Annotated in this window: 21 protein-coding genes; 5 read left to right on the forward strand and 16 right to left on the reverse strand. The window is 47.5% G+C overall.

Translation table 11 applies throughout. The annotated features are described in order from the left end of the window. Nucleotides 1-26: 26 nt before the first annotated feature. The 4 genes from P401_RS0109770 to P401_RS0109785 are packed head-to-tail and all read right to left on the reverse strand — an operon-like array spanning nucleotide 27 to nucleotide 3,745. Complete coding sequence (locus P401_RS0109770) at nucleotides 27-482, reverse strand: acyl-CoA thioesterase (RefSeq protein ID WP_029342293.1); 456 nt, start codon at nucleotides 480-482, stop codon at nucleotides 27-29. Nucleotides 483-538: 56 nt separating this feature from the next. Next, nucleotides 539-1,345: a succinate dehydrogenase iron-sulfur subunit gene (sdhB, locus tag P401_RS0109775; RefSeq protein ID WP_023468986.1), complete on the reverse strand. Its 807-nt coding sequence runs from the start codon at nucleotides 1,343-1,345 to the stop codon at nucleotides 539-541. Next, nucleotides 1,345-3,108: a succinate dehydrogenase flavoprotein subunit gene (sdhA, locus tag P401_RS0109780; protein ID WP_023468987.1), complete on the reverse strand. Its 1,764-nt coding sequence runs from the start codon at nucleotides 3,106-3,108 to the stop codon at nucleotides 1,345-1,347. The genes sdhB and sdhA overlap by 1 nt, the downstream gene beginning before the upstream one ends. A gap of 19 nt (nucleotides 3,109-3,127) precedes the next feature. After that, the gene (locus P401_RS0109785) at nucleotides 3,128-3,745 is read right to left on the reverse strand and encodes a succinate dehydrogenase cytochrome b558 subunit (RefSeq protein WP_029342294.1); all 618 of its coding nucleotides are present in this window, start codon (nucleotides 3,743-3,745) and stop codon (nucleotides 3,128-3,130) included. 213 nt (nucleotides 3,746-3,958) lie between these two features. On the opposite strand from P401_RS0109785, the gene P401_RS0109790 reads away from it, so the two are divergent. Together P401_RS0109790 and P401_RS0109795 are read left to right on the forward strand one after the other, a co-directional pair. Beyond that, nucleotides 3,959-4,378, forward strand: a complete 420-nt coding sequence (locus P401_RS0109790; protein ID WP_029342295.1) for a YslB family protein — start codon at nucleotides 3,959-3,961, stop codon at nucleotides 4,376-4,378. 117 nt (nucleotides 4,379-4,495) lie between these two features. Further along, nucleotides 4,496-5,110: a PH domain-containing protein gene (locus P401_RS0109795; protein WP_029342296.1), complete on the forward strand. Its 615-nt coding sequence runs from the start codon at nucleotides 4,496-4,498 to the stop codon at nucleotides 5,108-5,110. Between the two features lie 41 nt (nucleotides 5,111-5,151). Here the strand turns inward: P401_RS0109795 and uvrC are convergent, their stop codons facing one another. Beyond that, nucleotides 5,152-6,936 (reverse strand): excinuclease ABC subunit UvrC, encoded by a 1,785-nt coding sequence (gene uvrC / locus P401_RS0109800; protein WP_029342297.1) that lies wholly within the window; start codon nucleotides 6,934-6,936, stop codon nucleotides 5,152-5,154. An 82-nt stretch (nucleotides 6,937-7,018) separates the two neighbouring features. Here uvrC and P401_RS0109805 point away from each other — a divergent pair, with 82 nt between their 5' ends. Next, a complete protein-coding gene (locus P401_RS0109805) occupies nucleotides 7,019-8,341 on the forward strand; it encodes a dihydrolipoyl dehydrogenase family protein (RefSeq protein ID WP_029342298.1) in 1,323 nt (440 codons plus the stop codon). A gap of 11 nt (nucleotides 8,342-8,352) precedes the next feature. Next, on the forward strand, nucleotides 8,353-8,733 hold the full coding sequence (locus P401_RS0109810; protein ID WP_034786072.1) for a VOC family protein: 381 nt from the start codon (nucleotides 8,353-8,355) through the stop codon (nucleotides 8,731-8,733). A gap of 59 nt (nucleotides 8,734-8,792) precedes the next feature. Here the strand turns inward: P401_RS0109810 and trxA are convergent, their stop codons facing one another. From trxA to zapA, 11 genes are all read right to left on the reverse strand, one after another. Beyond that, the gene (trxA, locus tag P401_RS0109815; protein WP_023468994.1) at nucleotides 8,793-9,104 is read right to left on the reverse strand and encodes a thioredoxin; all 312 of its coding nucleotides are present in this window, start codon (nucleotides 9,102-9,104) and stop codon (nucleotides 8,793-8,795) included. 160 nt (nucleotides 9,105-9,264) lie between these two features. Next, entirely contained in the window at nucleotides 9,265-10,230 is a 966-nt protein-coding gene (locus P401_RS0109820) for an electron transfer flavoprotein subunit alpha/FixB family protein (RefSeq protein ID WP_029342300.1), read from the reverse strand. A gap of 13 nt (nucleotides 10,231-10,243) precedes the next feature. Next, a complete protein-coding gene (locus tag P401_RS0109825; protein WP_029342301.1) occupies nucleotides 10,244-11,017 on the reverse strand; it encodes an electron transfer flavoprotein subunit beta/FixA family protein in 774 nt (257 codons plus the stop codon). Nucleotides 11,018-11,091: 74 nt separating this feature from the next. Continuing rightward, entirely contained in the window at nucleotides 11,092-11,670 is a 579-nt protein-coding gene (locus tag P401_RS0109830) for a TetR/AcrR family transcriptional regulator (RefSeq protein ID WP_023468997.1), read from the reverse strand. Nucleotides 11,671-11,741: 71 nt separating this feature from the next. Next, nucleotides 11,742-13,415, reverse strand: a complete 1,674-nt coding sequence (locus P401_RS0109835) for an AMP-binding protein (RefSeq protein ID WP_029342303.1) — start codon at nucleotides 13,413-13,415, stop codon at nucleotides 11,742-11,744. Between the two features lie 197 nt (nucleotides 13,416-13,612). Continuing rightward, nucleotides 13,613-14,509, reverse strand: a complete 897-nt coding sequence (locus P401_RS0109840; RefSeq protein WP_034786074.1) for a YitT family protein — start codon at nucleotides 14,507-14,509, stop codon at nucleotides 13,613-13,615. Between the two features lie 183 nt (nucleotides 14,510-14,692). Beyond that, nucleotides 14,693-15,100, reverse strand: coding sequence for a DUF350 domain-containing protein (locus tag P401_RS0109845; RefSeq protein ID WP_023469001.1), 408 nt, complete (start codon nucleotides 15,098-15,100; stop codon nucleotides 14,693-14,695). A gap of 10 nt (nucleotides 15,101-15,110) precedes the next feature. After that, nucleotides 15,111-17,477: an endonuclease MutS2 gene (locus P401_RS0109850; protein ID WP_029342305.1), complete on the reverse strand. Its 2,367-nt coding sequence runs from the start codon at nucleotides 17,475-17,477 to the stop codon at nucleotides 15,111-15,113. Beyond that, nucleotides 17,478-19,193: a DNA polymerase/3'-5' exonuclease PolX gene (polX, locus tag P401_RS0109855; RefSeq protein ID WP_029342306.1), complete on the reverse strand. Its 1,716-nt coding sequence runs from the start codon at nucleotides 19,191-19,193 to the stop codon at nucleotides 17,478-17,480. A gap of 46 nt (nucleotides 19,194-19,239) precedes the next feature. After that, nucleotides 19,240-19,788 (reverse strand): CvpA family protein, encoded by a 549-nt coding sequence (locus P401_RS0109860; protein ID WP_029342307.1) that lies wholly within the window; start codon nucleotides 19,786-19,788, stop codon nucleotides 19,240-19,242. Nucleotides 19,789-19,791: 3 nt separating this feature from the next. Continuing rightward, complete coding sequence (zapA, locus tag P401_RS0109865) at nucleotides 19,792-20,028, reverse strand: cell division protein ZapA (protein ID WP_029342308.1); 237 nt, start codon at nucleotides 20,026-20,028, stop codon at nucleotides 19,792-19,794. A gap of 120 nt (nucleotides 20,029-20,148) precedes the next feature. On the opposite strand from zapA, the gene rnhC reads away from it, so the two are divergent. Continuing rightward, the gene (gene rnhC / locus P401_RS0109870; RefSeq protein WP_029342309.1) at nucleotides 20,149-21,069 is read left to right on the forward strand and encodes a ribonuclease HIII; all 921 of its coding nucleotides are present in this window, start codon (nucleotides 20,149-20,151) and stop codon (nucleotides 21,067-21,069) included. The last annotated feature ends 21 nt before the right edge of the window (nucleotides 21,070-21,090 follow it).

Genomic DNA, 21,090 nt, shown 5'->3' on the forward strand with positions numbered 1-21,090 from the left:
TCGTTTTCGAATATGTGAACTCATTATCAAATGATAACGGATTCGAATCGATTCTGCAAGGAATTTTTATACGCTTCACTCCACGGGAATGCTTTCCCGGCACGATCAATTTGTACCATCGATGTCCGTCCTGTGAACATCAGTTCACCTTGCTCATCAAATGCCGCATAATGGACGTCACACGACGCACTTCCGACATGTACGGGATAGGCATAGACGGCAAGACGCGTACGTGGATAAACTTGGCGAATGTAATTACACTGGGCATCCGCAACGACGATAATGCCGTCTTCTGCAAGCGAATATCCTGTTTCCTCTAACATCAATGTCCGAACGTCCTCAAAATAGACGAACGGTACCCGGTTATTCATATGACCATAGGCATCCGTCTCCGCAAAACGAACCGCGACGTCGAGTCGTGTGCCATGTTTCATCTGTTCAAGCCATGTTTCAAGTTCTGGAATATAAGCTGGTACGCGCACAATGAGTTCCTCCTGTCTGAATGAAAAAAGAAGGAGCAAGCTCCTTCTTTGATAAGTCATGAACTAACTGCTTCACCTGTCCGTCCTTCGTCACTACCAAAGAACTTCTTGAATGAATGAAGTGTCGTCTGACGGTTCATCGCTGCGATCGAAGTTGTCAGCGGAATCCCTTTCGGACAAACCTCGACACAGTTTTGAGCGTTACCGCACTGCATGATCCCGCCATCTTCCATCAACGCTTCAAGGCGTTCTTCCTTGTGGAAAGCACCTGTCGGATGCGAGTTGAATAGACGAACTTGTGAAATCGATGCTGGTCCGATGAATGTCGAACGATCGTTGACGTTCGGACATGCCTCGAGACACACGCCACACGTCATACATTTCGATAACTCATATGCCCATTGACGTTTGTTCTCTGGCATCCGTGGTCCTGGACCTAAGTCGTACGTTCCATCGATTGGAACCCATGCTTTGACTTTTTTCAACGCATCGAACATGCGTTGACGGTCAACTTGAAGGTCACGAACGATCGGGAACGTCTGCATCGGTTGCAGGCGGATTGGCTGTTCGAGTTTATCAACGAGTGCTGTACACGACTGACGTGGTGTACCGTTGATGACCATCGAACAAGCGCCACATACTTCTTCTAGGCAACCCATGTCCCAGTTGATTGGTGTCGTTTTTTCACCGGCTGCATTCACAGGGTTTCGGCGAATCTCCATTAAAGCAGAGATGACGTTCATGTTCGGACGGTACGGAATTTCAAACGCTTCATCATACGGTTTACCATCTGGTCCATCTTGACGTTGAACGATGAATTGAACCGATTTTTGCGTAGTAGATGATTCGAGTGGTGTCGCCATTATGCTTTCACCTCTTTCTTCGACTTCTTGCTGTAGTCGCGTTTCCGTGGTGGAATCAACGACGTGTCGACGTCTTCATAGAAGATTTCCGGATGACCATTCGTATAACGTGCCATCGTCGTCTTCAAGAACTGTTCATCATTACGTTCCGGGAAGTCCGGTTTATAGTGTGCTCCGCGACTCTCGTCACGTTTTAAGGCACCGAGCGTGATTGCTTCGGCTAGATCGAGCATGTGATCGAGCTGACGGATGAACGATGCCCCTTGGTTACTCCAACGTGCTGTATCCGTTGCCGAGATGCGCGTGAACCGATCGCGAAGTTCCTTGATTTTCGTCAGTGTCTCTTCGAGCTTATCGTTATAACGGACGACCGTGACGTTGTCCGTCATGATTTCTCCAAGCTCACGGTGGATTTGATACGCGTTTTCCGTACCTTCCATCGATAGGATATCGTTGAAGCGGTTGATCTCTTCGATTTTATGCGCTTCGACGACGTCTTCACTCATCTCATGAACTGATGTCTCGAGTTCGTTCATATACGCGATTGCTGATGGTCCAGCGACCATTCCGCCGTATACCGCAGAGAGAAGGGAGTTCGCTCCGAGACGGTTACCACCGTGCATCGAATAATCACATTCACCAGCTGCGAACAATCCAGGGATGTTCGTCATCTGATCATAGTCGACCCATAGTCCACCCATTGAATAGTGAACGGCCGGGAAGATCTTCATCGGTACTTTTCGTGGATCATCACCGACGAACTTCTCGTAGATTTCAAGGATCCCACCGAGTTTGACGTCGAGTTCTTTTGCGTCTTTATGCGATAGATCCAGATAGACCATGTTCTCCCCGTTGACGCCGAGTTTTTGATTGACACAGACGTCGAAGATCTCACGTGTTGCGATATCTCGTGGAACAAGGTTTCCGTATGCCGGATACTTCTCTTCGAGGAAGTACCAAGGCTTACCGTCTTTATACGTCCAGACGCGACCACCTTCACCTCGTGCTGATTCACTCATAAGACGTAACTTATCGTCTCCAGGAATCGCTGTCGGGTGAATCTGGATGAACTCACCGTTCGCATAGATCGCACCTTGACGATAGACAGCTGCTGCTGCTTGTCCTGTGTTGATGACCGAGTTCGTCGATTTTCCAAAGATGACACCAGGACCACCTGTCGCGAGGATGACAGAATCCGCGGCAAATGCCTCGATTTCCATCGTCCGGAGGTTTTGACAAACCGCTCCACGACAGATGCCATTGTCATCGATAATGGCACGAAGGAATTCCCATCCTTCATATTTTTCTACCAAACCTTGCGCTTCGAACTTACGAACCTGTTCATCTAATGCGTACAACAGTTGTTGCCCTGTCGTTGCCCCAGCATATGCCGTCCGGTGATGCAACGTTCCTCCGAAACGTCGGAAGTCGAGTAAGCCTTCCGGTGTCCGGTTGAACATAACACCCATCCGGTCGAACATATGAATGATCTTCGGCGCTGCTTCCGCCATTTTTTGAACAGGTGGTTGATTTGCGAGGAAGTCCCCACCGTATACCGTGTCATCGAAATGCTGGTATGGTGAATCCCCTTCCCCTTTTGTATTGACCGCTCCGTTGATACCACCTTGTGCACAAACAGAGTGTGAGCGTTTGACGGGTACGAGTGAGAATAACTTAACTGGTACGCCTTGCTCCGCTGCTTTTATCGTAGCCATCAGACCGGCAAGCCCTCCGCCGATGATGACAAGATTCTTGTTCGCCATGTTGTCAGTTCCCCTTTCCTTACAACACGCCTGCAAACGTTAAGATCGAGCGTACGCCTACAAACGATAAACCGATGAATACGAGTGCTGCCACGTAAGACATCGCCCGTTGAGATGCTGGTGACTGTGTGATTCCCCATGTGATGCAGAACGTCCAAAGTCCGTTCGCAAGGTGGAATGTCGTCGCCAAGATCCCGACGATATAGAACGCGAGCATGAATCCGTTATCGACGATGTTCTGCATCATGCTTGCATCGACTGGAGTTCCCATCGCAGCGGCAATCCGTGTTTCCCAAACGTGCCACGTGATGAACACGACAAGGAATACACCGCTAAACCGTTGCAGTACATACATCCAGTTCCGGAAGTATGTATAACGTCCTGTGTTCGCAGAACCAGTGAATGCGATGTACACACCGTAGACGCCATGCAAGATGATCGGAATGAAGATGACAAAGATCTCTAAGAACAATCGATACGGAACGTTCCCCACGAATTCCGCGGCCTTATTGAAGTCTTCCTCACCACGTACGATGAAGTAGTTCGTCGTTAAGTGCGAAAGTAAAAATAACCCGATTGGAATGACGCCGAGCAGTGAGTGTATTTTACGACTCACGAAATCACGATGATTCGCCATCCAAATCCCCCCTTTTGTTTGCCAATCAACCGTTGGCGCATTTTGGTAGAAAAGCGCTTTCATAAGGAAATTCGTCTTTTCATCACTTATTCTACTCCTGTCCTTTTTAGAAGACAACCCGAGCCGTTGCATTTAACTGCAAATTTTTTTAGGAAAACAATGACCGACAAGAATCATCTCGGTATAATGGTTCACAGATAGGAGTGAATCATGATGGATGCTACACCAAATCAAACACCACTTTTCGGTATCGAATTGATCCGAGATTATGTGCTGACCGATCTTCTTGGATCGGATTATCGGCAAGTCATCTACTGGGCAGGTAAACGTCTAGCGCGTCAATTCCCTGTCGTAGATGAATCTGAATTAGCCTCATTTTTTGAACAAGCAGGTTGGGGAACGCTCGAAATCAAGAAACGCAAAGGAACTGCTATCTCATTCGTGCTGTCTCCTCCTGATACAACGAGAGATGAACGACCACAAGGCTACTTCCAACTCGAAGCCGGTTTCCTCGCTGAACAGTTCTCCCGTTTTAATGGGTGTGTCGCGGAAGGATATGCCGAGTTAACTAAAGAGCTCGTTCAAATCACGGTCCAAATCGACCCTAAAGATCCACTTGAACCACTCAAGTGAAATTTACATAGAACGTGACAGGAATCTTAATTTTCAACATCGAAATAGATTCATGAAACCTTTTGCAGTAAGTGCTCGTAAAATCATTCGTACACAAATCGCGAGGAGGAACTTCACATGTTCAAAAAACTAGCAGCAGATTTAACGGGATTCAGTGATATCGGACAAGTCATTCATCCTGATGATTTCGACAAGGCAGCCGCTGACGATTATGTCTTACATGAAGACGGCGAGAAAATCTACTTCTTGATCAAATCCAAATCTGATGAGTATTGCTTTACGAACTTGGCTTTAGTTCACCTAGATGGTGAAAGTGCCGTCAGTTCAAAACGCGTCTTGTATCGCTATCCGTACGCACACTATCCGATTCGCCACGTCATGTTCGAAACGGCGGGAACGGTCGATCTTGATGTCGAGATTAAATTCGAGATCGGTGGCAAACATTATTCGATCGACGTCGATAAAAAACAACTCGAACATGTGAAGGATCTTTATAAAACACTTCTTGCTATCGCTGAAAAACAGTATGAAGGACAAAAGATGCTCGAGTTCGCAAACAGCTCATTGAATCATTCGGTCACGATTCTCGGCGGACTTCGTCAAGGTGACATGAATGTGCCGCAAACATTCAAGGAGTTGTCTGAACAATCCTTCGAGTGGCTACAAGGTCACTACTATCAGTGGAACCAGCGTGACTTCGGTTCATACTACGAGAAGTACATCAACAACTAATCACTTTAAAATGCCGCCCTCTTCAAGAGGACGGCATTTTTTCATTCTTCATTCGCTTGACTTAAATATTCAGCGACGGTTTCCGCTAACTTCACAGGTAATCCTGCTTCCGCCAACTGTTCGATCGTTGCGCGTCGCAAGCTACGCATCGATCCGAAATGACGAATCAACTGCTGACGTCTTTTCGGTCCGACTCCTGGAATCTCGTCGAGCAAGGAACGGGTCATCCCTTTCGAGCGCAGCGAGCGGTGGAACGTGATCGCGAACCGATGCACTTCATCTTGCATCCGTTGAAGTAAATAAAACGCACTTGAACGAGGACTTAGTTCGACGAGGCGGGCATCTTCTCCAAACAACAACTGACTCGTCCGGTGTTTGTCATCTTTTTTTAATGAGCCGACCGGCAGGGATAAGCCGAGTTCATCTTGAATGACTTCTAAAGCAGCATTCAACTGTCCGACTCCTCCGTCAATCAAAACGAGGTCCGGAAGGCGCGCTCCTTCGAGTAACAACCGTCGATAACGCCGACGCACGATTTCCCGCATCGATTCATAGTCGTCCGGTCCTTGAACCGTCCGAATCTTAAACTTCCGGTATTCTTTTTTCAGTGGTTTACCGTCTTCAAAGACGACGAGTGCCGAAACGGCGTCTGCTCCTTGAATGTTCGCATTATCGATGATCTCGATCCGTGATAATGGATGAACATCGATCGCATCGGCGAGTTCTTCGACTGCTTGAACGGTCCGTTTCTCATCTTTCGCTAACAACTCGAAGCGTTCCGAGATCGCATTTTCAGCATTCTTTGTCGCTAGATCAAGTAATTTCCGTTTTGATCCTCGGACCGGAACGTGAATTTTAATCGATAGCGCTTCTTTGAGCAGAAGCTGATTGACGAGAGGCGGTACATAGACTTCACTCGGTTTGATGTTCTTTTCGTAGAACTGGACGATGAAACTCTCGAGCTCTTCTGCCGGCGTACCATAGATCGGGAAAAGCGAGACATCACGTTCAATCATCTTTCCGCCACGAAGGAAGAAGACTTGGACACACATCCAACCTTTATCGACATGGATTCCGAATACGTCGCGTGACGTCAGATCCGCTGTGATCATGTTTTGTTTGTTCATGATCGACTCGATCGCCCGGACTTGATCGCGCAATTCTCCCGCACGTTCAAATTCCATCGTTTCGGCCGCGTCCGCCATCTTCTGTTTCAAGTCTTCGACAAGCTCTTTCGTATCGCCCGACAAGAAACGTCGGATTTCTGAAACGAGCGTCTTTTGTTCCGACTCGAGATTCGGGATTTCGCATGGACCGAGACATTGACCGATGTGGTAATACAGACAAAGTTTTTTCGGCATTGGCTGGCATTTACGTAGCGGATATAAACGATCTAACAAACGTTTCGTCTCGTTTGCCGCATACGCATTCGGATAAGGACCAAAATAGTGACCACCATCTTTTTTTAACTTACGCGTCGTGATCAGGCGGGGATAGGTCTCATTCGTAATTTTCAAGTACGGATATGACTTATCGTCCTTCAACATGATATTGTACTTCGGGTCATGTTTCTTAATAAGTGTCATCTCAAGCAACAACGCTTCTAGTTCACTGGCTGTGATGATGTATTCGAAGTCACGGACTTCCGCGACGAGGCGTTCCGTTTTAATATCATGTGCTCCCGTGAAATAGGAGCGGACTCGGTTCTTGAGATTTTTTGCTTTTCCGACATAGATGATTTCGCCGAATTCATTTTTGTGCAGATAACATCCTGGCTCATCAGGCAAAAGGGATAGTTTCGCTTTGATATGTTCTTGATGTCCCAAATAAATGTCTCCTTTCACCGTTTCTAGTTTTATTCGTTCGGGTAAATACCATACATTGATTATGACATACGGAGGATGAAAAATGCGTACATATGATTGCATTGTGATTGGAACAGGTTCCGCTGGAAATCAAGCGGCTTATAAATTCGCTGAAAAAGGGCTACGTGTTGCCATCGTGGAGAACTTCACTCCAGGCGGCACATGCGCCCAACGTGGGTGTGACGCAAAAAAAATCTTACTGACGGGTAGTGAGACGAAAGACGCTGTCGAGCGATTGCTCGGATACGGTGTAAAGGGGCTGATTTCGATTGATTGGCGCCAATTGATGGAGCGAAAAAATGAATACACACGTGCCATCCCGGAGCAAACTCGAAAGCGGTACGCGGAAACGGACATCGACTATTTCCATGGAGAACCGCATTTCGTGTCTTCACATCGCCTTCGAATTGGTGAAGAAGAAATCGAAGGGAAACAGTTTTTAATCGCAACCGGTCTAAGACCTCGCGAATTATCTGTACCCGGTAGTGAGCGTTTCGTAACAAGTAATGAGTTTCTTGAACTGAAAGAACTTCCACGACGACTCGTCTGCATCGGCGGCGGTTATATCTCGTTCGAGTTCGCTCATCTCGCTCGTATTGCTGGGGCAGACGTCACAATCGTTTTACGTTCTAGTCCTTTAAAACAATTCGAGAGTGAACTGGTCGATGTGTTGTTGGAAGCCACACGGGCACTTGGTATCTCAATCATCAAAGAAGCAGAGGTCGTCGCTTACGAAGAAGACTCTCTGCATTTATCGAACGGCGATGTATTAAAGACGGATGTCGTATTGAATGCGACTGGACGTGTCGCGAGTATCGACCAGCTTGGTCTCGAAGAAATCGGGGTTGCGCATAATGAAAAAGGAATTCATGTCAATGCGTACCTTCAGTCTTCCGTCGAACATATCTATGCCGCAGGAGATGTTGCTGTCAGTGGGAATCCAGCGTTGACGCCGTTTGCTGGAACCGAAGGACGACTTGCTGCCGATAACATGCTCGAAGGAAACAACCGGAAACTGGAACTGCTCCCTGTCCCAAGCGTCGTATTCACTGCCCCGAACCTTGCCCTCGTCGGCGAGACAGAAGCCGCTTTAAAAAAAGCAGGTATTTCATACCGTGGTCGCTTGATTGATACGTCTTCTTGGCAAACGAACGCACGGATCAAAGACAGTTTTGCTCGGGCGAAAGTACTCGTTGGGGAAGATAATCAAGTCCTCGGCGCACACTTCATCGGTGTCAATGCAGCGGAACTAGCAAACTATTTCTCGTTTGCGATGCAACACCGGATTCCAAGTACTTCGATGCAACAAACTGGATTCGCTTACCCGACACCTGCTTCAGACATCGCCTCGTTATTCGAGGATTGACAGGAGGCTTTTTGATGATTCAATACGGCTATACGATTTTATACGTTGAAGACACTGCACGGACGCTGACATTCTATCGAGATGTTCTCGGACTATCCGTCAAGGCGGAGCACGGGAGCTACATCGAGTTCGAGACCGGTCAGACGACACTCGCCTTCAATACGCGTGAAGACGTGCAACAGTTGATTCCGGATTACACGATACCAAGCGGAAAAACACAACAGACGTTAGAGATTGGTTTCATCACGGATGACGTCCCGACTCTATTTCAGAAAGTAGTAGAGGCAGGATATGAGACCGTCCTCGCTCCTAGTCAAAAACCATGGGGGCAAGTCGTCGCCTATGTCCTCGACCCCGATGGTCACCTGATTGAACTTTGCACGCCAATGTAATTAAAAAAACAGACCGTTCTGCCTGTGCAGAACGGTCTGTTTTGATATGCAGGAAAGAATTAGTTAGATGTTTCAACGAATTCTTTAAGTGCGTCTTTTGGCATGAAGCCCATTGTTTTGTTGACAGGTTGTCCATCTTTGAAGAGAACGAGTGTCGGGATACTTTGAACTTGGAATGCTCCAGCTACTTCTGGGTTTGCATCTACGTCAACTTTGACGATTTTTACATCTTGCATGTCAGCATCAAGTTCTTCAAGAACTGGTGCAAGCATACGACATGGTCCGCACCATGTTGCCCAAAAATCAACAAGGACGAGTCCTTCTTGTGTTTCTTCTTTAAATGATTGGCTAGTTGCGTGTACGATTGCCATTGATCATAACCTCCTAATGAGTAGATCGACCCGGTAAAAAATAGGTGATCTCTTTATTGATTCGAGTATATCATAGCAGTCTCTTCCAACAAACGAAACTGCTCACGCGAAAAATCCGCAAAAATAACCGGCACCATGATAATGGTACCGGTCTTCAAACTTATCCGTGAACGAGCATTTTTTTGAATTCAGCTGTCAATAGTGGCACGACGTCGAACAAATCTCCGACGATACCATAGTCCGCGACAGAGAAGATGTTCGCTTCCGGGTCCTTGTTGATTGCAACGATCACTTTGGCATTCGACATCCCTGCTAAGTGTTGGATCGCACCTGAGATCCCGCATGCAATATAAAGGTCCGGTGTAACGACTTTCCCAGTCTGACCGATTTGAAGGGCATAGTCGCAGTAATCCGCATCACAAGCACCACGTGAAGCACCCACTGCTCCTCCGAGGACATCTGCTAGTTCTTGTAACGGTGCGAAGCCATCCGAGCTCTTGACACCGCGTCCACCTGCGACGATAACTTTTGCCTCTGATAAATCAACGCCGCCAGTTGCTTTGCGTACGATGTCTGCGACGATCGTTCGTAAATCCTTCAGTTCGACCGTGACCGACTCGACAGTTCCTTGTGAACTACCTGCTTCAAGCGGATCGATGTTGTTCGGACGGACCGTAAAGAGCGTCTTGCCCTCTGAGACTTTGACTTTTTCAAATGCTTTCCCCGAGTAGATCGGGCGAATGAATGACGCATCCGCGCCTTCCCCTTCAATCGCCGTCACATCACTGATCAAACCAGCTTGTAGTTTTGCCGCGATCTTCGGTGATAAATCTTTACCGAGCGACGTATGTCCGAAGACGAGCACGTCTGGTGACGTCCGGTTCATCAACTCGAGGAAGACTTGTCCGTAACCATCTGGCGTGCAGTGTAGAAGACGCTCATCCTCGACGACGAGCACCTGGTCCGCTCCGCGCGATGCTAAAGCATCAGCATCCTTTGCGACATCGTGCCCAATCAGGACTGCGATAACTTCGTCAGCGACACGTCGTGCTGCTGCGATTGCCTCAAACGACACATTCCGTAAACTGCCATCTCGTGATTCTGCGAGTACTAATGCTTTTGTCATTCGTTTCTCCCCCTTAGACCACTTTTGCTTCGTTGCGTAATAATGATGCGAGTTGCGCGACTTGCTCGTTTAGTTCACCTTCAAGGATCTTACCGGCTGCTTTGTTCGGTGGTAAGAAACGCTCAATCGTTTCTAGACGTGGTGCGAGTTCGTCTTCATCAAGTTCGAGATCATCGAGTTCGAGTTCTTCTAGCGGCTTCTTCTTCGCTTTCATGATCCCCGGAAGACTTGGATAACGTGGCTCGTTCAATCCTTGTTGCGCAGTTACAAGTAACGGAAGCGTCGTTTCAATCGTCTCTGTATCCCCTTCAGCGTCGCGTGTCACGATAGCTTTCGTACCGTCGAGCTCTAGTTTCGTGATCGTCGTCACGTAAGGAATATCGAGTAATTCTGCGACGCGCGGTGCCACTTGACCACTTCCGCCATCGACTGCGACGTTCCCAGCGATGACGAGATCGACTGTCTGTTCCTTCAAATAACCAGCGAGCACTTCAGAAATCGTGAAATGATCTGCCTCTTCGATGTCATCTTCAATCGAGATACGAACGGCTTGATCCGCTCCCATTGCGAGTGCTGTTCGTAATTCCTTATCCGCATCTTCCGGTCCGACCGTCACGACCGTCACCGTTCCCCCTTGTGCATCACGGACACGAATCGCTTCTTCTACCGCATACTCATCGTATGGGTTAATGATGAACTCAGCGCCATCCTCATCGATTTGACCATTCTCGAGTTGGATTGCTTCTTCCGTATCGAATGTGCGTTTCAACAGTACATAGATTTCCATCTCATGCTCCCCCTTGTCGTCTATTCACCATCATTCTTTGTATCCGCTTACATGATTGTTGTCATGAAAAGGGCTTAACTCAGCCCTTTGATCAACATCCGATGAATCCCGTCGCGTGTCTCAAGCAACTCATATTTGAATCCACTTGCCATCCAGCTCGTCACGACCTCATCGATCGTTCCGAAAATCATCTGACGTGCCAATCGATAATCGAGTTCGTTTGAAAACTCACCTGTCGTCATCCCGTGCTTGACGACCCGGTCAATCAGATGCAAGTACGGTTTCAAGACAGCAGCGATGTTTTGACGCATGTCTTGGTTCGATTGACGCAACTCGATCTGCGTGACGACCGCTAAATCATAGTCGACGGATAATTGCTCGAGGTGTGCCTCGATCAATGCTGCCAATTGTTCCGTCGCTGATGTATGGCTCGCGATTTGTCCTTCGGAATATTCGATGAAGCTTCCCATTTTCGCTTGGAATAGCGAAATCAAGAGATGTTCTTTATTCTTGAAGTACAGATAGATTGTTCCATCCGCAACCCCGGCTTCCTTTGCGATGGCAGTCACTTTCGCTCCATGGTAGCCGTTCTTGGCGATGACTTTTACGGCGGCATCAATGATGCGGTCACTCTTTGACATTGTTCGTTTCATTCCACTATCTCCTAACGCATAAAATGAATGATGGTTCATTCATATTTATTCTATCATGTCATTTTATCCTGTCAACTGCTTTCTTCGAGTTGTTTAGCACGTTCTTCTTCAACGAGAACACGGCGGAGGATCTTACCAACGAACGTCTTCGGTAACTCTTGCCGGAATTCATACTGCTTTGGCACTTTGAACGATGCTAACTGTTTACGACAGAATTGATCGAGCTCTTCTTCCGTGACCGTCATCTCATCCTTGACGACGATGAACGCCTTGACGGTCTCGCCTCGGTAGACATCTGGAACACCGATGACGACCGCTTCTTTGACAGCTGGGTGTTCATATAGGATTTCTTCGACTTCACGTGGATAAATGTTGAATCCGGAAGCAATGATTAAATCTTTTTTCCGATCGACGATTCGGAAGTAATGATCCTCACCGATATATCCAAGGTCTCCTGTATGCAACCAACCGTTTCGAAGTACCGCTTGCGTATCTTCTGGTCGTTTCCAGTATCCTTTCATGACTTGCGGACCTGTGACGATAATCTCGCCAATCTCACCCGGAGCAGCTGGTGTCTCTCCGTCCGCTTGGACGATTTTCGCTTGCGTATCGGGTACCGGAATACCGACCGTTCCAGGAATGCGACGATCCCAGATACAGTTCGTATGCGTCACCGGGCTCGTTTCAGACAGACCGTATCCTTCAACAATCCGCCCACCCGTCAGCGCTTCGAATTTTTCCTGCACTTCGACTGGTAGTGGAGCAGAACCAGAAATACAGGCTTCAATCGAAGAGAGATCATACTTCTTCAGTTTCGGATGATTCAATAGACCGACATACATCGTCGGAGCACCTGGGAACAGATTCGGTTTTTCCTTATGAATCGTCTTGAGAACCTGTTCGATATCGAATTTCGGAACGATGATTTGTTCATAGGCATTAAATATGCCGAAATTGAGGTTACATGTCATGCCATAGACATGGAAATAAGGAACGACCGCTAACAGCTTCCGTCCATCTCCTCGATTGTATTTATAGAACCAGTTGTCGATCTGTTCGACGTTTGCACTCAAGTTGAAGTGTGTCAACATGACACCTTTTGGAGCGCCTGTCGTTCCACCCGTATATTGGAGAACCGCGACGTCCTCCTTCGGTTGAATCGCGACTGGTGTAATCGGCTCATAACCTCGCAAAGATAAAAACGGAATCGAACCCGTCGTATCAATGATGATGTTGTTATCTTTCCGTGCTTTAATCGGGTACAGTTTATTTTTAGGGAAGGGAAGGTAATCCGCGATACTTGTCGTCACAACCGTCTTGAGTGTCGTCGCCGCCTTGACACGAGACGCTTTTGGATAAAGTAGATCGAGCGTCACGAGCATGTGTGCTCCTGAATCGACGAGAATCTGTTCAAGTTCACGGTCTGTATAGAGTGGGTTCACTTGGACGACGATACCACCTGCATAGAGGACAGCATAATAACTGATCATATACTGGGGACAGTTCGGTAACATCAGTCCGACGCGATCCCCTTTTTTTAGTCCGTGCTCTTGTAATAGGCTCCCAAGTGCGCGAGCTTCGTCACGTACTTCAAGAAACGTCATACGTTTTCCTAAGAAACTCAAGGCACGTTGTTCTGGAAAATCGGTCGCTGCCTCATCGAGTGCCTGATAAAGAGGTAATTCTCGATAATCAATCGATGCGGGTACTTGCTCGGGATAATCAGATAACCAAACGGATTCCATACATTTCCCTCCCTGATAATGAATTACTATTCATTTTTATTATACGTTGAATCGAATTCGACATGCCAGTAAAATCCAAAAAAAGAAATCGAATCTGCTTGTTTTTTTCGATTCTTTCAATCGGAATCATCATACAAAAAAGCAGCACCTCCCTTTCTCGTTTCCGAAAAAGAAGAAGTACTGCTTTTTAATAGGCATTACCGAGATGGATACGTGAATCCTTCACCAATGACTTCGCGCACTTTATGAATGACGACGAAGGCGCGGGGATCCGCTGCTTCGACGATCTGTTTCAACGGTGCCAGTTGTCGTTTATCGACGATCATATACAACATATCATTCTTTTGTTTCGTGAAATGACCGTGACTGTGGATGACCGTCGCGCTACGACCGAGCGTCTCTGTCAAGATCGTCGCGATTTCCTCTTGGCGATGACTGATGATCGTGACCGCTTCGCGGACATTCAATCCTTCGCTGACGAGATCAATCAAATACGAGCCGATGATGATCGCAATCAACGTGTACAGCATCGTTTCTTCTCCGAACAGAAATCCTGATGCACCGACGACCGCGACATCGATGATGAACATCGAGACCGCGATACTGAGATTCAAGTACTTATTCATCAGTCGAGCGATGATCACTCCGCCGCCCGTAGTTCCTCCAGCACGAATGACAAGTCCGATTCCGACGCCAATCAGAATTCCCGCATAGACCGTACCGATTAAACGGCTGTCAGATGATGTCGCAAGACTAGCAGTCGAGGAGAGGACAAATGATGTGACGGCGACCGAGATGACGGAGTAAAGCATCGTCTTCCGACTGAGGAATCGATAACCGACGATGAACAGCAAGGCGTTCGCAATCAGGGAAACAAGTCCCGTATCCCAGCCATAGAGATAGTAGAAGATGACCGTGATCCCGATTAATCCGCCTTCTGAAAGATCGTTCGGAATCGTAAAGTAGTTGATTCCAAAGGCGAGAATCGCCGACCCGATGATGACCCAAAAGATGTCCTTCCAAGAAATCAATTGCATCGCCTCAAAAGCACGGCGTCTCGTTTCTGTCGTTGTTGATGTTTTTCGTACGTTCATATGCGTTCCTCCTTTTTTGATTAGGCGTGGCTCAATAAAAATTCCGTACTGAAACGATGTCAGTACGGAATGATCACACGGTAAGACCGGTTCTTTTAATTAAATACAATCCAAAGGATACCGACGACCAAAAAGGCGATCGAAACCCCGAACATGATTTTCGCTAAACGTTCTAACACGAATTCACCCCACTAACGCTGATCCGATGACGTAGGACATGCCGATCGATAAGGCACATGAAATGATACCGACAGCAATGTTGCCATTCTCGATTTCACGGTCTACCGGCAAATTCGGTGTCAGGAATTCAAAGATCCAGTATGTCGATATTAACAGTAAGAAGCCAAAAGCACTTTCAAGAAATATCGACCCGACCCGTTCTTCCCCTTGAACAGCGAAATGAACGATATTGGCGAGTCCGATGATTTTTCCACCTGTTGCTAACGCAACGGCGATGTTGCCACTCTTGATATGTTCCCAGTTTTTATACCGGGTTGTCAACTCAAAAAGTGCAAGTCCTAAAATGATCAGTAATCCCGCGACCGAATAGAGCGCTGTCGTATAGACATAGACGTTCTCAAAAATGTTCATCTTACTTTCCTCATTTCAGTTCGATGATCGTCACACCGTGTCCGCCTTCACCTTGGCCACCTAAGCGGTGACCTTTGACGTGACGATGACCTTTTAAGAATTCTTGGACACCTTGACGCATCGCTCCCGTGCCTAGACCATGAATGACGCGAATATGGTCGTAGTTCGATAACAAAGCTTGGTCCATGAAGCGTTCGAGCTTCGATAATCCTTCTTCAACACGGACGCCACGTAAATCCAGTTCAGCTGAAGGCGCCGATTGTTTCGTCACACTCGTGCCACCAGAACGCCCTTTTGTTTGCGGACGTTTTGGAGTACTGCCGATCTTCGCAAGATCTTCCGGTTTGACGTTCACCTTCATGATGCCGACTTGAACGGTGTACTCGCCGTTCGCCTGTTGGTTGATGATATAGCCTTTTTGATTGAAGGTTGTGACTTTGACTTCTTCGCCTTTATCAAAACGTGGCGTTTGATCGTATTTTGCTTTCACTTTAGCGATCCGCTTTTCTTGCAGACTTGGCTTCGCATCTTCAAGTTTTTTACGTGCTTCGATCAGTTCGTGCTCTTTGACGGCACCAGCATCACGTAATTCTTTCAAACGTTTAATGACGCCTTCTGCTTCTTTTTGAGCACGTTCGACTGCACGTGCTGCTTTTTCTTCTGCTTTTGCCAAAATCTCGTTTTTCTCTTCTTGAATCTCGGCTTGTTCTTGCTCGAATTGCTCACGCTCCGCAACAAGTCGCTTCTTCTCTTCAAGCAACTGCGCTTCTAACGTTTCAGCACGTTGTTTTGCTTCTTCCAGTCGTTCAATCATCGTTTCGACGGACTGTGCGTCGCTACCGATTTGACCACGTGCCGCATCGATGATCCGATCTTCGAGTCCAAGACGTTTTGAAATCTCGAATGCGTTCGAGCGTCCGGGTACACCGATGAGTAAGCGATACGTCGGACTGAGTGATTCGACATCGAATTCCATCGATGCATTGACGACCCCTTCTCGGTTATAGCCATATGCTTTTAATTCCGAATAGTGTGTCGTCGCTGCAACGCGCGCTCCGCGGCGTTTTACTTCATCAAGAATCGCGATCGCCAAGGCAGCTCCTTCTGTCGGATCCGTTCCTGCCCCTAATTCATCAAACAGCACTAAACTCATGAAATCGATTTTTTCCATCATCGAGACGATGTTCGTCATGTGCGAACTAAACGTCGATAAGTTTTGTTCAATCGACTGTTCATCCCCGATATCAGCATAAATCGCATCGAAGACACTGAGCTCCGTCTCATCTGCGGCCGGTACGTATAGACCTGATTGCACCATCAATTGCAGAAGACCGATCGTCTTTAAGGTAACCGTCTTACCACCGGTGTTCGGACCAGTGATGACGAGGGATGTAAAATCGCCACCCAGCGAGACAGTGATCGGTACGACCTCTTCTTTTGGAATGAAGGGATGTCGTGCTTCCTTCAGAATGATATGGCGATTTTCATTCAAGCGTGGTTCGACAGCACCAATCTGATGACCGTATAATGCTTTCGCCATGATGAAATCGAGTTCTGCTAGTACATCGAGATTGATGCGCAGCGAATCACCGACACTCCCGACAAGTGCCGACAGTTGGGCAAGGATTCGTTCGATTTCAGCTCGTTCTTTCAAACGCGCTTCTTGGATCTCGTTGTTTGCAGAGACGACAGCTTGTGGTTCGATGAACAACGTCGCACCGGACGCCGACTGATCGTGGACGATTCCGCCGAACGCTTGACGGTATTCTTGTTTGACCGGAACACAATAGCGATCATTTCGCATCGTCACGATGGCGTCAGACAGCATCTTCGCTTTACTGCGTAAGACACTATCGATTTTTGAACGAACTTGTCCTTCGAGCGAGCGTAACTGACTACGTAACGCTCGTAGTTTATCACTTGCCGAATCTTGGACAGTTCCCTGATCGTCGATGGCATGACGGATCCCTTGTTCGATCTCAACAAGCTTCGTGATCTGTTCGATGCGACTATCGAGTCGTGGTAATCGTAGATCCGCGTGATCCTCATGCAATCGTTCCTGGAACGCCTTTACTTGACGTCCTGAATAAACGACGTCTGCGACGGATAAGAGTTCACTCGTCGAGAGGACCGAACCAATCTCTGCTCGTTTGACTTCACTGCGGACATCTGTCAATCCACCGAACGGATAACGGTCACGCAACCGATAGACCGTCGTTGCTTCCGTCGTGACAGCCAATAATTCCTTGACCTGCTCAAACTCTTCCGCTGGACGCATCGCTCGAACGAACTGTGCACCCAGTGAGCTTGCCGTGAACGATAACATGTTTTCTTTTAACTTCTCATATTCTAAGACGCGTAATGCGTTGGCATTCATTTAATCCACTCCTAAACGTTTTCGACCGAAGAAGGCAAGTGCCTCTTCGGCACCCCACGTATTGATGACATCAGACGCCTCCAAATAGGCTTTACGTGCATGGAGGACTCCAAGTTTCATATCTTCTAACATTTCTGGTCGGTGTGTATCCGTATTGATCAAAATTTTCACACCAGCAGCCTTTGCTTTTGCTAGGGAACTCGCCGTCAAATCGAATCGTGCCGGGTTTGCATTCATCTCAAGCGCTGTTCCTGTCTCGGCTGCCAGTTCGATCAAGCGATCGACGTTGACGGCATAACCCTCTCGTCTACCGATGATCCGTCCTGTCGGATGGGCAATCAGAGAAACGTAAGGATTACGACACGCATTCTCAAGCCGTTGCATGATCTCTTCTTCCGTCTGATCGAATTTCGAGTGAATCGAAGCAATGACGTAATCCATCTCTTTTAAGAAATCATCTTCATAATCGAGCGATCCATCAGGCAAGATATCCATCTCGACGCCACATAAAATCGTCATCTCGGGATGTTTCTTACGTGCTGCTTCAATTTCGACACGTTGCGCACGTAAGCGTTCTTCCGTCAATCCATTGACGAACTTCATATACTTACTATGGTCGGTGATCGCCATCCATGTATACCCTCGTGCAGCACACGCATCGACTAGTTCTTCAACGGATAATGTTCCATCTGACCATGTCGTATGCATGTGTACATCCGCTTGGATGTCCTGTTCCGTCAAAAGGCGTGACAAATCCTGTTCAAACTCGTGCCGCCCTGCTCGTAATTCAGGTGCGATGAACGGTAAGTCGTACCGCGCAAACAATTCTTCTTCCGTCTTCGGTTGGACTAATCCTTGTTCGGTCTCAACGCCATATTCAGAAATGCTCTCTCCTCGTTCTTTCGCGAGTTGACGCATCCGAACATTGTGATCCTTCGAACCCGTGAAGTGATGTAATGTGGATGCGTACGCCGCGTCATCGACGATTCGGAAATCAACCGCGATATAATGAACGTCTCGTTTTAAGACGAGTGATACTTTCGTGCTGCCGGCAGCGATGACTTCATCGATCAGCGACAGTTCCAAGAGTTGCTCCTTGATCCGTTCCGGTTCGTTCGTCGAGAGGATGAAATCAAGGTCCTTGCACGTCTCTTCTGCTCGGCGGAAGCTTCCACCAACTTCGAAGCGAATGATTTCATCGAACGACGCAAGGGTCTGATTTAATTCCGCAACGACCTTTCGCATGACACCATACGGTAATCGTTCCGGTCGTGTTTCAAACGTTTCGAGCGCTTTGACGTACTTTTCGACCGTCTTCTTACCGAATCCAGGCATCGCTTCGACTGTACCATCCGCTAATTTCTCTGCAAAGGAATCCGCATCAATAACGCCGACTTCATGTAATTTAGCAAGTTTCTTCCCACCAAGACCTGGAATCTTTAGTAAAGCGATCAGTCCTTCCGGTACTTCTTGTTCGAGTTCCGTCAGTGCCGTACTCGTTCCTGTTTCCCGGTACTCTTCAAGAACAGCAGCCGTTCCTTTACCAATCCCCTTCATCGCCGTAAAATCGTCGATTGCCATGAAGTCAGCATCCGATGCCTCGAGGATACTTGCTGCTTTTCGAAAAGCATTGATCTTAAACGGATTTTCCCCTTTAACCTCTAGGTAAACTGAGATTCGTTCCAAGTGACGCATTGCATCTTGAATCGTACGCATGTGCAATTCTCCCCTCAAAAAAAGCTCCCATTTAACGGGAGCATGTTTATTTTATCAATCCAACTTGATCCATCAGCCAATTCGCAAGGAGCGGTGTATGTTGGATGATGAAACTTGCCAAACTCGAGTCTGCGATCGCATCCTGTATCGACTGGATCGGAACGAATGCTGCGAGGAACAAGAGTAAGAAAATGAAGATGTACATCTCGATGAAGCCGAAGACACCACCTAATAATCCTTTGACTTGTTTTAAAATCGGAATGTTCGTCAACGAATCAAACATCGACAACAAAATTGCTAAGATGATCTTTGTACCGAAGAACAGGACGACGAACCAAAAGGCTTTGTAGAATACCTCATCAAGTCGTGCTGAACTTGGAATTGCGAACATCGTCAAGTCGATTCCCGCATCATCCAGTGTAGACGGATATGGAACCCACAAACGGAATTTCGTCGCCAGTTCCTCATAGAACGACAAGGCGACGATGAAGGAAATGATCAGGCTGAGCAAATGCCCGGCCTGCAATACGACTCCCCGTCGGACACCCGTCATGACGCCTAAGGCGAGAAGTAATAAGATAACGAGAGAAATCATAGTTTATAGTTCACCCAAATTCTTTTTTATTTTTACGTAATCACTACCAATATTAAGCGCCGCTAGGACGGCGATTTGACGAACGTCGAGTTGTGGTGCTTGTTCTCGGATTTCTCGAATTTTCGTATCCACGAGGAGACCCACTTCGCGTACGTGTTCTGGCGACTCCGTTCCGACAATCGTATAATCATTGCCTGCGATATGAATCGTCGTCCGGTTCAACCCTTCTGAATCAGCCATTTTTCTGTCCTCCTCATACTTTGCTTCTTTCATATAGTACCATCATTTTCGTTTTAGGAAAAGAAGTCCCCCATCGGTCTTAAGGATGGTATGCTTAATCCCGGAAAGGGAGGTTATCTCGTGGGAACTACCGTTTTACGCTTATCTAAAGAAAAGCAAGACCTCGTCATACAAGAGTTTAAGCAAGGACAGACGAAGAGTCCACCGTATGCCCGCTTCGCCGCTAAAGTACCTGGATGTGTCATCACAATTTACAATTCTGGAAAAGTGATGTTTCAAGGAACCGAAGCTGAAACCATCGCTTCACGCTTTGGCACGGCTACACCAACTAAATCGAAGGAACCACTTGTATCCACGTTACCAGCTGGTTTTGCAGAATGGTCCGTCGCTGGAAGTGACGAAGTCGGAAAAGGCGATTTCTTCGGTCCACTCGTCGTCGTCGCTTCCTTCGTTGATCGAAAGCAGATTGCACTTCTTCAGGAACTCGGTGTTCGGGACTCCAAACATCTGAACGATACCGAGATTCGTCGGATTGCTCGCGATCTCCATGCGGTCATTCCGTACACATATCGTATCCTACACAATCCAGAATACAATCAGATGCAACGGACGATGACACAAGGAAAGATGACTGCCCTGATGCATAATGATGTACTCGAGCGACTTCTTGACCAACTGGAGACGAAACCAGAAGCGATATTGATTGATCAGTTCGCTGAAAAGACTGTTTACTACAAACATTTGTCTGGTGTCGTCAATCCTGTTCGAGAAAATGTCTACTTCTCGACCAAGGCGGAACAACTCCATGTCGCCGTCGCTGCTTCCTCGATCATCGCTCGCGCCATCTTTTTGAAGGAGATGGACAAATTGAGTGAAACAACAGGTGTCGTCATTCCCAAAGGTGCTGGTGCTAAAGTGGATCAAGTCGCTGCTTCACTGATCTTACGTTATGGAGCTGATCAACTTCGTGACTGGACGAAAGCCCATTTTGCGAATACGAAAAAGGCACAACAACTAGCTGCGAAACGAAACCGACCATGACCTTAACGGAATGGTCGGTTT

The organism is Exiguobacterium acetylicum DSM 20416 (assembly GCF_000702605.1).
Taxonomy (GTDB): domain Bacteria; phylum Bacillota; class Bacilli; order Exiguobacteriales; family Exiguobacteriaceae; genus Exiguobacterium_A; species Exiguobacterium_A acetylicum.

Excerpts from the sequence above, each read along its gene's own strand:
- P401_RS0109830 (WP_023468997.1), bottom strand. The coding sequence starts at position 11,670 with ATGAAACGAACAATGTCAAAGAGTGACCGCATCATTGATGCCGCCGTA.
- P401_RS0109860 (WP_029342307.1), bottom strand. The coding sequence starts at position 19,788 with ATGATTTCTCTCGTTATCTTATTACTTCTCGCCTTAGGCGTCATGACG.
- P401_RS0109785 (WP_029342294.1), bottom strand. The coding sequence starts at position 3,745 with ATGGCGAATCATCGTGATTTCGTGAGTCGTAAAATACACTCACTGCTC.
- trxA (WP_023468994.1), bottom strand. The coding sequence starts at position 9,104 with ATGGCAATCGTACACGCAACTAGCCAATCATTTAAAGAAGAAACACAA.
- P401_RS0109845 (WP_023469001.1), bottom strand. The coding sequence starts at position 15,100 with ATGAACATTTTTGAGAACGTCTATGTCTATACGACAGCGCTCTATTCG.
- sdhA (WP_023468987.1), bottom strand. The coding sequence starts at position 3,108 with ATGGCGAACAAGAATCTTGTCATCATCGGCGGAGGGCTTGCCGGTCTG.
- P401_RS0109835 (WP_029342303.1), bottom strand. The coding sequence starts at position 13,415 with ATGGAATCCGTTTGGTTATCTGATTATCCCGAGCAAGTACCCGCATCG.
- polX (WP_029342306.1), bottom strand. The coding sequence starts at position 19,193 with ATGCGTACGATTCAAGATGCAATGCGTCACTTGGAACGAATCTCAGTT.
- P401_RS0109795 (WP_029342296.1), top strand. The coding sequence starts at position 4,496 with ATGTTCAAAAAACTAGCAGCAGATTTAACGGGATTCAGTGATATCGGA.
- zapA (WP_029342308.1), bottom strand. The coding sequence starts at position 20,028 with ATGGCTGATTCAGAAGGGTTGAACCGGACGACGATTCATATCGCAGGC.
- P401_RS0109850 (WP_029342305.1), bottom strand. The coding sequence starts at position 17,477 with ATGAATGCCAACGCATTACGCGTCTTAGAATATGAGAAGTTAAAAGAA.
- P401_RS0109805 (WP_029342298.1), top strand. The coding sequence starts at position 7,019 with ATGCGTACATATGATTGCATTGTGATTGGAACAGGTTCCGCTGGAAAT.
- P401_RS0109825 (WP_029342301.1), bottom strand. The coding sequence starts at position 11,017 with ATGGAAATCTATGTACTGTTGAAACGCACATTCGATACGGAAGAAGCA.
- sdhB (WP_023468986.1), bottom strand. The coding sequence starts at position 1,345 with ATGGCGACACCACTCGAATCATCTACTACGCAAAAATCGGTTCAATTC.
- P401_RS0109840 (WP_034786074.1), bottom strand. The coding sequence starts at position 14,509 with ATGAACGTACGAAAAACATCAACAACGACAGAAACGAGACGCCGTGCT.
- P401_RS0109790 (WP_029342295.1), top strand. The coding sequence starts at position 3,959 with ATGGATGCTACACCAAATCAAACACCACTTTTCGGTATCGAATTGATC.
- P401_RS0109820 (WP_029342300.1), bottom strand. The coding sequence starts at position 10,230 with ATGACAAAAGCATTAGTACTCGCAGAATCACGAGATGGCAGTTTACGG.